The organism is Ralstonia pickettii, assembly GCF_016466415.2.
GTDB classification, from domain to species: Bacteria; Pseudomonadota; Gammaproteobacteria; order Burkholderiales; family Burkholderiaceae; genus Ralstonia; species Ralstonia pickettii.
The window spans coordinates 1809785-1819965 of record NZ_CP066771.1 but is presented as its reverse complement, the minus strand read 5'-3'; the positions used below and the strand labels follow the sequence as shown (position 1 = coordinate 1819965).

General features: G+C 60.7%; 9 protein-coding genes. 7 read left to right on the top strand and 2 right to left on the bottom strand.

Annotated features, from left to right (window positions below; translation table 11 throughout):
* The first annotated feature begins 90 nt into the window (after positions 1-90).
* The 4 genes from RP6297_RS08555 (at position 91) to RP6297_RS08540 (ending at position 6729) form a co-directional block, all read left to right on the top strand.
* Positions 91-993 carry a LysR family transcriptional regulator gene (locus tag RP6297_RS08555; RefSeq protein ID WP_037028845.1) on the top strand — a complete coding sequence of 301 codons (903 nt, stop codon included), beginning with the start codon at positions 91-93 and terminating at the stop codon, positions 991-993.
* An 869-nt stretch (positions 994-1862) separates the two neighbouring features.
* On the top strand, positions 1863-3785 hold the full coding sequence (locus tag RP6297_RS08550; protein WP_004634293.1) for a PrkA family serine protein kinase: 1923 nt from the start codon (positions 1863-1865) through the stop codon (positions 3783-3785).
* Positions 3786-3840: 55 nt separating this feature from the next.
* Positions 3841-5103 (top strand): YeaH/YhbH family protein, encoded by a 1263-nt coding sequence (locus tag RP6297_RS08545; RefSeq protein ID WP_009240912.1) that lies wholly within the window; start codon positions 3841-3843, stop codon positions 5101-5103.
* A 117-nt stretch (positions 5104-5220) separates the two neighbouring features.
* On the top strand, positions 5221-6729 hold the full coding sequence (locus RP6297_RS08540; RefSeq protein WP_009240911.1) for a SpoVR family protein: 1509 nt from the start codon (positions 5221-5223) through the stop codon (positions 6727-6729).
* A gap of 90 nt (positions 6730-6819) precedes the next feature.
* Here the strand turns inward: RP6297_RS08540 and RP6297_RS08535 are convergent, their stop codons facing one another.
* Both RP6297_RS08535 and RP6297_RS08530 read right to left on the bottom strand, forming a co-directional pair.
* A complete protein-coding gene (locus tag RP6297_RS08535; RefSeq protein ID WP_009240910.1) occupies positions 6820-7098 on the bottom strand; it encodes a DUF1488 family protein in 279 nt (92 codons plus the stop codon).
* A 172-nt stretch (positions 7099-7270) separates the two neighbouring features.
* Positions 7271-7930 carry a response regulator transcription factor gene (locus RP6297_RS08530; RefSeq protein ID WP_009240909.1) on the bottom strand — a complete coding sequence of 220 codons (660 nt, stop codon included), beginning with the start codon at positions 7928-7930 and terminating at the stop codon, positions 7271-7273.
* A gap of 248 nt (positions 7931-8178) precedes the next feature.
* On the opposite strand from RP6297_RS08530, the gene RP6297_RS08525 reads away from it, so the two are divergent.
* From RP6297_RS08525 to RP6297_RS08515, 3 genes are all read left to right on the top strand, one after another.
* A complete protein-coding gene (locus RP6297_RS08525; protein ID WP_009240908.1) occupies positions 8179-8847 on the top strand; it encodes a DUF2589 domain-containing protein in 669 nt (222 codons plus the stop codon).
* 109 nt (positions 8848-8956) lie between these two features.
* Entirely contained in the window at positions 8957-9709 is a 753-nt protein-coding gene (locus RP6297_RS08520) for a DUF2589 domain-containing protein (protein WP_009240907.1), read from the top strand.
* Entirely contained in the window at positions 9699-10151 is a 453-nt protein-coding gene (locus RP6297_RS08515) for a lysozyme (protein WP_009240906.1), read from the top strand. Before RP6297_RS08520 ends, RP6297_RS08515 begins: the two co-directional genes overlap by 11 nt.
* Positions 10152-10181 lie beyond the last annotated feature (30 nt).

Sequence of the window (10181 nt, the reverse complement as noted above, 5' to 3'; positions counted from 1 at the left end):
TCATAATTGATGGCATGGGGTGCCATGACCATCGTCGCAGGGACCGCAAAGATTGATGCCGCACGCGGTACCGTTCATACCCATCCGAATATGGATCTCAAGCAAATTCAGTACTTCATCGCGCTTTTCGAAGAAGGCTCTGTCACGCGGGCAGCCAAGCGGATGAATATCGTGCAGCCGGCCCTGAGCATGCAGATAGCCAAGCTCGAGGATGAGTTCGGACAGAAGCTTTTTGAACGCATCCCGCACGGTATGGCGCCAACTGCCGCCGGCCGGATGATGCACCGACTTTTTCTACCCATCGTGCGCGATCTCGCGAGTGCCCGGCAGCAGATGATGCAGCGCGAGGAGCATATGGCCGGCCGCATCACGATCGGCATGGTGGCTTCCGAGACAGAGAGCGTGCTGGTCGGAGCCCTGGCCCGCTTTAACGCGAGCTATCCGAACGTAGAGGTGTCTGTGGCAGATGGCTTCAGCACGGCACTGATCAACCTTGTTTCCGCTGGCCAGCTCGATGCAGCGGTGGTCCATCGCCAACGTGGTCGGCTGGCGCTGCAGGTGCAGTCCCTGCATGACGAAGAGATGGTGCTAGTGACGAGTGTCGCAAATGGCCCTGAATTACCGGAATCGGTGGAAATGGCGAAACTGCCTGGACTGGAGCTTGTGTTACCGACGAAGTCGCACGGCCTGCGCGTGGTATTGGATACTGCCACGCAGGCGCATGACGTCACGCTGGCGCCAAAGTTCGAAATCGACATCCTTGGGACCATCGTGCAGTTCGTTGAAGCTACGCGTTTCGCCACTGTGTTGCCGCGCATCGTGGTGCAGCGTGCCGTGGAAGAGGGACGGCTGCGCATGCATACCATTGTCGCGCCGCGCATCGTGCGGCATCTGGTCTGCGTCAGCCATCCTCAGCGGCCGTTAAGCACGGCGACCGAGGCGTTGATTGCAATCGTGACCGAAGAAATCAAGCGCGTTTCGGGGATGGCGTAGCGCAGTGGGGGCCGATGCGCGGCGCATTCGGCTACGGGGGCGTGCTCCGGCAGAAATGATGCATCGTGAGCCATGTGTTCGGTCGCTTCCGTCGGCGGAAAAGTGGCGGGATCGGTACTCGCGACTGAGAGATAGGATCGAGGCGCCGTCTAGGCGAGGCGGCGTTAGGAAGCGCTGATTTTCGTTTCACACGACTGAGTTACAGGGTTCGATCCCTGCACCACGCACCAAACTGACGAGAAGTCGCTTCTTTGTCCGCGTTCTCCGTGCGGGCTTTTCGGACAGCGTCTTCATCGCGTCCGGCAAAACTTGCCTCTGGGGCAAAAAAGAGACACCTTCGGTCGATCTGTTTCGGTCGTTCCGACAGGAGCTGTGGGCGCCTGCCGGGCGATAAAACGCATATCGTCCCGTGCTTTGCACACTGGGTTGTTGCATCACCGCAAGAAAGGCTGCCGCTACAAACGTAACGCCGCAGGCGCGCGCCATGCGCAGTACGGTGCTATCACAGTTGGCGGCGCACTGAAATGCAGGGATATCCCCCTCCTGTATTCAGCGTGCGCGCGGGAACTCGCGCAGATCGGTTACGTACCAACCTGCGAGCGCGGGAAGGCGGCATGGGTACGCTTTCTGCTGCGCTCGGGGTAGCCGATCGTCGTGGGGTGCGTGTGCTGATGCATCGAGCAAGGTCCATTTAGCACTTGATGCTGCCGAGCGCTAACGCAATCGCGATTGGTTGTGCACCGTTCGGCGCCATCAACCGTTCTTGTGATCATCGGTGATTCGTCTACAGTGGAATCAGCAACGCACGCAAGAACTAGCCTGGCTCTCGCTTGTTGGTGTGGAGTAGGGAAGAAATCTACGGGGGAGATATGGATATTTTCCGCCACTACGCAACGCGTTTTGAAGCACGCAAAGAGGACGAGTACAGCATCCAGGAGTATCTGGATATCTGCAAAAAAGACTCGACCGCCTACGCGACCGCCGCTGAGCGCATGCTCACCGCAATCGGACAGCCCGAACTGGTGGACACTCACCACGATCCGCGGCTGTCGCGGTTGTTCTTCAACAAAGTCATCAAGATCTACCCGGCCTTCCGGGAGTTCTACGGCATGGAAGATACGATCGAGCAGATCGTCTCCTTCTTCAAGCATGCCGCGCAGGGTCTTGAAGAGCGCAAACAGATTCTTTACCTGCTCGGGCCACCGGGCGGGGGCAAATCCTCGCTTGCCGAGAAGTTGAAGTCGTTGATGGAGCAGATCCCCATCTACGCACTGAAGGGCTCGCCGATTCACGAGTCCCCGCTCGGGCTGTTTTCGCCTGAGGAGGACGGCAAGATTCTGGAGGAAGACTACGGCATCCCGAGGCGCTATCTGAACTCGATTGCCTCGCCGTGGGCGGTGAAACGGCTGCACGAGTTCAATGGTGATATCACGCGCTTCCGCGTGGTGAAGCTGCACCCGTCGGTGCTGTCGCAGATTGCGATCTCCAAGACCGAGCCCGGCGACGAAAACAATCAGGATATTTCGTCGCTGGTCGGCAAGGTCGACATCCGCAAGCTGGAGGACTATCCGCAGGACGATCCGGATGCGTATTCGTATTCGGGCGGGCTGTGCCTGGCCAACCGCGGGCTGCTCGAGTTCGTCGAGATGTTCAAGGCGCCGATCAAGGTCTTGCACCCGCTGCTGACGGCCACGCAGGAAGGCAACTACAAGGGCACGGAGGGCTTTGGCGCAATCCCGTTCGATGGCGTCATCCTGGCGCACTCGAACGAGGCGGAGTGGCAAAGCTTCAAGTCCGATCGCAACAACGAGGCCTTCCTGGATCGGATCTACATCGTCAAGGTGCCGTACTGCCTGCGCGTGTCGGACGAGGTGAAGATCTACGACAAGTTGCTGCGCAACAGCTCGCTGGCCGCTGCGCCGTGCGCGCCGAACACGCTGAAGATGATGGCGCAGTTCGCGGTGCTCACGCGCATCAAGGAGCCCGAGAACTCCAACATCTTCTCGAAGATGCGCGTGTACGACGGCGAGAGCCTGAAGGACGTCGACCCGAAAGCGAAGTCGTACCAGGAGTACCGCGACTTTGCCGGCATCGACGAGGGCATGACGGGCTTGTCGACGCGCTTTGCCTTCAAGGTGCTCTCGAAGGTGTTCAACTTCGACGGGACGGAGGTGGCGGCCAATCCGGTGCACCTGCTGTACGTGCTCGAGCAGCAGATCGAGCGCGAGCAGTTCCCGCCGGAGACGGAATCCAAGCTGATGTCCTACATCAAGGAATACCTCACGTCGCCGTACGTGGAGTTCATCGGCAAGGAGATCCAAACGTCGTATCTGGAGTCGTATTCGGAGTACGGGCAAAACATCTTCGATCGCTACGTGGTGTTCGCCGACCTGTGGATCCAGGATCAGGAATATCGCGACCCGAACACTGGCGAAATTCTCGATCGCAGCGCGTTGAATGACGAGTTGGAGAAGGTGGAAAAGCCCGCGGGCATTTCCAACCCGAAGGACTTCCGCAACGAGATCGTCAATTTCGTGCTGCGTGCGCGGGCCAAGAACGGAGGCAAGAACCCGGTCTGGACCAGCTACGAGAAGTTGCGTGCGGTGATCGAGAAGCGGATGTTCTCGACCACGGAGGACCTCCTGCCGGTCATCTCGTTCAATGCCAAGTCGTCGCATGACGACAAGGAGAAGCACGAAAACTTCGTCAACCGCATGGTGGAGAAAGGCTATACCCAGAAGCAGGTCCGCTTGCTGGTGGAGTGGTACCTGCGCGTCAGGAAATCATCTTAAGGAGGTCAGGAGAGGGCAAGGACACCCCAGCGAACTTCCAATCGAGGGCAGTTACATGGGCACGATCATTGATCGGCGGGAGAACGGTGGCGGCAAGAGCACCGTCAACAAGCAACGCTTCATCAAGCGTTACCGAGACCAGATCCGCCGCGCGGTGGCCAAGGCCGTGACGGGCCGCAAGATCATGGACATCGAGCAGAGCGGGCAGGTGTCCATTCCCGTCAAGGACATCTCGGAGCCCATGTTCCACCACGGCTCGGGCGGGCGCCGCGAGGGCGTCCACCCGGGCAACAAGGAGTTCATTCGCGGCGACAGCTTCGACCGTCCGCAGCAGGGCAGCGGCGGTACCGGTTCGCAAGCCAGCGACTCGGGCGAGGGCGAAGACGATTTCATCTTCACGCTCTCGCGCGAAGACTTCCTCAACTTCTTTTTCGAAGACATGGCGTTGCCCGATCTTGCCAAGCGCAGCCTGGCCAAGATCGCCGAGGTGCGCAAGGTGCGCGCGGGCTTCTCGCTCGACGGCACGCCGTCCAACCTGTCGATTCTGCGCACGATGCGCAGTTCGATCGGTCGCCGTATCGCGTTGTCCAGCCCGTATCAGCGCCGCCTGCACGAGCTGGAGCGCGAGTACAACGAGGAGCTGGAAAACGACGGCCCCTACAGCGTACGTGCGCAAGAGCTGATGAAGGAGATGCGCCATCTGCGCTCGTGCCTGGATCGCGTACCGTTTATCGAAAAGCTTGATCTACGCTACAACAATCGCGTGCTGCGCAAGCGCCCACAGGCGCAGGCGGTGATGTTCTGCGTAATGGACGTATCCGGCTCGATGGACGAATCGCGCAAGGACCTGGCCAAGCGTTTCTTCATGCTGCTGTATCTGTTCCTGAAGCGGAACTACGAGCGTATCGACGTCGTCTTCATCCGCCACCACACCGTGGCCAAGGAGGTGGATGAGGAGGATTTCTTCCACTCGCGCGAGTCGGGTGGCACTGTCGTGTCGAGCGCACTCAAGCTGATGGCGGAAGTGATGCAGGAGCGCTATTCGCCGAGCCAATGGAACATCTATTGCGCGCAAGCTTCGGATGGCGACAACTGGGCGGGCGATTCTGAGCTATGCGCAAAGCTGCTGCGCGAAACGATCCTGCCGCTGACGCAGTATTACGCCTATGTTGAGGTGGTTTCCACGGAGCCCCAGAACCTGTGGGAGGAGTATCTTACGTTGAAGGCGGGGCACGACAACTTCGCGATGCAGCGCATTCTCAAGGCGGACGAAATCTATCCGGTACTGCACGAGTTGTTTCAGAAGCGCGCTGCCTGATCGCCGATCGGGCGGCGCCAGGTTGCTCCAGCTTGGCACTGTCGCCGTGCAGTGGCGGTGTGTGCCATGGCGAGCACACTATCTGTGACCCAGTGTGATGGACCAACGGGAACGAGCATGGCCTATCTATCTACGGGCTCGGAGTGGACTTTCGAGCTGATCAGGCGCTACGACCAAAGCATCGCCCAGATTGCCGCAGACTTCGGCCTGGACACCTATCCGAACCAGATCGAGATCATTACCGCTGAGCAGATGCTCGATGCCTACGCGTCGTCCGGCTTGCCGCTGGGCTACAACCACTGGTCATACGGCAAGCATTTCCTTGCATCGGAGCGCGGCTACCAGCGCGGGCTCATGGGGTTGGCCTACGAGATCGTCATCAACTCGAATCCCTGCATCGCCTATCTGATGGAGGAGAACACGATGCCGATGCAGGCGCTGACGATCGCGCATGCCTGCTATGGCCACAACTCCTTCTTCAAGGGCAATTACCTGTTCCGCACGTGGACGAACGCCGACGCGATCGTCGATTACCTGCTTTTCGCCAAGAACTACGTGGCCGAATGCGAGCAGCGCTACGGCGAACAGGAGGTGGAACTGCTGCTCGACTCCTGCCACGCATTGCAGAACTACGGGGTCGATCGTTATCGGCGGCCGAAGAAGCTGTCGATCAACGAAGAGCAGGCGCGCCAGGCGGAGCGCGAGAAATACCTGGAAGCGCAGGTGAACGACCTGTGGCGCACGCTGCCGACGCACCGCGCTCGCGCGCTCGCAACGGCGGACGACATACCGGAACCCGATCCGCAATTCCCGCCGGAACCGGAAGAGAACCTGCTGTACTTCATCGAGAAGAACGCGCCCAAGTTGCAGCCCTGGCAACGAGAAATCGTGCGCATCGTGCGCAAGATCGCGCAGTACTTCTATCCGCAGCGGCAGACCAAGGTGATGAACGAAGGCTGGGCCACCTTCTGGCACTACACCATCCTGCACAAGCTGTACGACGAAAAACTCGTCAACGACGCCTTCATGCTCGAGCTGCTGCAGGCCCACACCAACGTGATCTATCAGCCGCCATTCAACAGCCCGTATTACAGCGGCCTGAACCCGTACACGCTGGGCTTTCTGATGTTCCAGGACATTCGGCGCATCTGTGAATCGCCGGAAGAGGAAGACTACCGCTGGGCGCCCGAGATTGCCGGCAGCGAATGGCAGAAGACGCTCGACTTCGCCATGCGCAACTTCAAGGACGAGAGCTTCCTCTTGCAATTCCTCTCGCCGCGCGTGATCCGTGAGTTGAAGCTGTTCTCCGTGCTCGATGACGACCGCGATGCCAAGCTGCGCGTCACCGCCATCCACGACGAGGATGGCTATCGCAAGATCCGAGAGTTGTTGGCAGGACAGTACGACTTGTCGAACATCGAGCCGAATATCCAGGTGACCAACGTCGACGTGGGTGGAGATCGCTCATTGACGCTGCGCCACTTGCAGAGCAGCCGTCGCCCGCTCGGGTCGAACTACGAAGAGATGCTGCGCCACGTCGTACGCCTGTGGGGCTTCACGTGCCGGCTGGAGGTGGTCTACGAAGATGGGCGCCGCGAGATGAAGCACGAGTGCAGGCCTGACTAGCACCCTTCCGTTTCCACAAGGCCAGCCTTGCGCTGGCTTTCTTCATATCCACCGCAGGCGCAGATGTCGGCCATGCTGCTCTCGGGACAGCTACATGCCGAACCGGAAATGGCCGCTGCGCAGCACGATGTTGTGCGAGTCCGTCAGCTTGAAGAGTGAGCGCGCCATGTCTTCAATGGTGCCGCGGTGCGATTCCATGGCTTGGAGCAGATCTTCCTGCCGCCACGAGCGGGCGCCGAAATGCTCCTCGAGCGCTTCCGCCGTCACCGCATAGCAGGCCGGCATGCCGTCGACGCTGGCGGTGCAGGTGAGGGTGAGATCCGCGGCGCAGTAGCGTGGCGGGCTGGTGTGGAATTCGATGCTTTCCATGGGCGGCCTCCATGAAAAAACGGCGATGCACCGTGCGCCGCCTTGCAACCAGTGTATGGCGTGGTTGCGTGAATGCAATGACCGGCTCAGTGTTTTCATGGGTGGCGACCTCGCTGGCCCGTAACGTCCGGCAAGGCTGCCGGAGGCCACGGGCGAGTGGTGGCGTGCGGTGCTACATCGCACACATCTGCAGGCGGACGAGGCTTGCCTTGCAGCGCGAGAGCCAGAGCGCGGCCTCGGTCCGGTTGTTGACGCCAATCTGCCGGAACAGCGCGTACAGATGGTTCTTGATCGTGCCCTCAGCCACGTTGAGCACGCGACAGATCTGCTTGTTGGATTTGCCTTCTGCAAGCAGTTGCAGCACCTCATGCTGCCGCGGCGTGAGGCGGCGCCAGAGTTCGGCCGGGCTCTCTCCAGGGGTGTGGCGCGGATCATCGGGGTAGAGATTGCTGATGGGCGGCAAGTAGACCGCGCCCGAGGTAATGCGCTGCAGGGCCTCCAGCAGGACATCGGCCGTGGCCTGCCGGTCGACCACGCCGGCTGCGCCGAAGCGCAGCGCGTCGCCCACCACGTGCCGGCCCACCGCTTGAACCGTCAGCAACACAGGCACTTCTGGCAGCACCGCTTTCAACTCCGATAAACGTTGTCGCGCGTCGTCGTCCTCTGCGCTCCATTCCATCACGACGGCTGTGGGTTCGGCTTGCCTGCAAGCCGGTCCGATTTGCGCGGTGTAGTGCGTATCGATAAACACACCCTGCGCGTCGAGTGCATTCAATACATTGGACACACCTGCCGCAAAAAGCGGCAAGCTGTCGATTACCAGAATATTCATCGACCCCTCGTACTTCAGTTAATTGTTTTCGGCGAAACCGATTATTTTGTAGAGCGGGATCGATCCGGATGCATTGAAACGGAAGTGCAGTGCCGAAAGTCACGGGCTGCCATTCGTCATGTACTGGGTCGCTGTTCCGTGGCCATGACTGGGACTTTCGAGGCATCGAACCCCGCAGGAAAAACTCTTACTTTGGATTCGGGCACACAAACCTGTGCGCCCAAATAATTCAATGTGAGGAGTTTTAAATGGACAACGGACTTATCGGGTCGGTTATCAATGCGCTGCCAATCGACAAGATGATCTCTGCGCCGCTGCAGGCCATGATCGCAGCGCAAACCTCGGCGGCAAAATCCTATGCGGATTTTCTGCTGCAGGTCTGTATTCAGAACGGCAAAGCCGTTGCGGTGCAATTTGATTACGACGAAACCATCGTCGACGAGAAGGGCGTGGCGCAGGGCACGATCCAGAAGACGATGCGTATTCCACTGCTGTGCGCGGTCGTGCATCCGGTGATCGCCATCGAGGAGGGCACGATCGATTTCGAACTGGAGATTACGCAGTCGGAGAAATCGTCGTCCACCACCGAGGCAGAAGGGTCCTTCCAGGCCAAATTCGGCTGGGGCCCGTTCAGCGTATCGGTGTCGGGCCGCGCCTCGCACAAGTCGGAGCAGACGCGTAGCACGGATACGCGCGCCAAGTACTCCTTCCACACCCAGGTCAAGCGCCAGAACCCGCCGGAAGCGCTGATGCGCGTGATGGAGTTCTTGACTGACGCTGCAACCAAGCCGGTGGTCGTCAAGGGCAAGGAGAACGACGTCAAGCCGCTGCCCGCCACGCCGACCGACGGCACGATGATCGGCGAAAAGGTGCCGGCTGGCGGTAACGCGCCGGCCCCGGCTCCGGCAACTCCGTAAGCCGCCCCGGCGACGGACGCCGGCCGGCCTCCCCACGGTCGGCGTCCTGATCGGTGCGCGCCTGCCGCGCGCCGCCCATTGACCTGATCGATTCGACCGACCCGACACCATGTTCAAACTCTTCAGCCGCCGCGGGCGTGACGATGACCGTGCATCGTCAGCGCCCGCCACACCGTCGGCACTGCCCACCAGTTCGCCGCCGGCGCCACCTGGGTCTTCCGGTGCCGCGCCGTTTTCCGAGGCAGCGTCCGATGCGCCTCCGCCGTCGCCTCCGGGTTCATCGCCCCCTGGCGGTGGTGGTGGCAGTAACAGCCACGGTCATCCGGGCTTGAATGGCCTGACGCTGGACGACATCACGCGTGGCATGCAGCACGCCGCCGCGTCCGCCAACCAGATGCTTGCGCAGCAGTACACCGCGCTACTCGATCAGTTTTTCGATGCCGACGAGGCCGGCACGCTGGTGGCGCGGGAGGTCGAACTTGCGCTCGACAGTCAGCACCGGCTGGCGCTGCCGCTGGTGTCGCTTGCGATGCCGCGTGGCCTCGCGCTCGATGAAATGACGGTGAACATGACCGTACGCAGCGACATTGCCGAGACCTTGCCCGTGCACGGCGCTGCCACCGGCGGTGTTGGCCGGTTCTACGTCTCGCTCGCGCCGCATTCCAAGCGTGACACCGGCCGCGACAGCGAGCACATCGACATCGAGATGAAGTTCACCGCGTTGCAGGCGCCGGAAGCCGTAATGCGCGTCATCGACGAATACACGAATCGGCTGGTGCCACGGCCTGTGCAGCCAAATGCCGAGGCTCCAGACGGCCGCGCCAACCCCAGCACGCCCCAGGAGAAGAGCGATGAGCACTGAGCACAACCCGCGCGCCACCGGCGAGCGAGGCCTCGCGCTGATCAAGGAATCGGAAGGGCTGCGTCTGTCGACGTATCTGGATGCGGTCGGCAAACCGACCATCGGCTACGGCCACCTGATTCGGCCCGGCGAGACCTTTAATGGGCCGATCTCGCAGCAACAGGCCGAAGCGCTGCTGCGCAAAGACCTCGCCGACACCGAGCAGGGCATTGCCAAGGCCGTGCGCGTGTCGATTACGCAAGGTCAATTCGACGCACTGGCGTCCTTTGTATTCAACCTGGGGGCGGGGCGGCTTCGCTCGTCGACGCTGCTGCGCAAGCTCAACGCGGGCGATTACGCCGGCGCAGCCAACCAGTTCCTGCTGTGGGACAAGGCCGGCGGCAAGCCGCTCAAAGGGCTGACGAAGCGTCGTCAGGCCGAACGCAAGCTGTTCCTGTCCTGATTCACCACCACGTTACTTCAATGTTCAACG

What these genes read in the sequence shown, in the direction of transcription:
- RP6297_RS08545 (WP_009240912.1), top strand. Translation starts at nt 3,841, where the DNA reads ATGGGCACGATCATTGATCGGCGGGAGAACGGTGGCGGCAAGAGCACC.
- RP6297_RS08540 (WP_009240911.1), top strand. Translation starts at nt 5,221, where the DNA reads ATGGCCTATCTATCTACGGGCTCGGAGTGGACTTTCGAGCTGATCAGG.
- RP6297_RS08555 (WP_037028845.1), top strand. Translation starts at nt 91, where the DNA reads ATGGATCTCAAGCAAATTCAGTACTTCATCGCGCTTTTCGAAGAAGGC.
- RP6297_RS08525 (WP_009240908.1), top strand. Translation starts at nt 8,179, where the DNA reads ATGGACAACGGACTTATCGGGTCGGTTATCAATGCGCTGCCAATCGAC.
- RP6297_RS08535 (WP_009240910.1), bottom strand. Translation starts at nt 7,098, where the DNA reads ATGGAAAGCATCGAATTCCACACCAGCCCGCCACGCTACTGCGCCGCG.
- RP6297_RS08515 (WP_009240906.1), top strand. Translation starts at nt 9,699, where the DNA reads ATGAGCACTGAGCACAACCCGCGCGCCACCGGCGAGCGAGGCCTCGCG.
- RP6297_RS08550 (WP_004634293.1), top strand. Translation starts at nt 1,863, where the DNA reads ATGGATATTTTCCGCCACTACGCAACGCGTTTTGAAGCACGCAAAGAG.
- RP6297_RS08530 (WP_009240909.1), bottom strand. Translation starts at nt 7,930, where the DNA reads ATGAATATTCTGGTAATCGACAGCTTGCCGCTTTTTGCGGCAGGTGTG.
- RP6297_RS08520 (WP_009240907.1), top strand. Translation starts at nt 8,957, where the DNA reads ATGTTCAAACTCTTCAGCCGCCGCGGGCGTGACGATGACCGTGCATCG.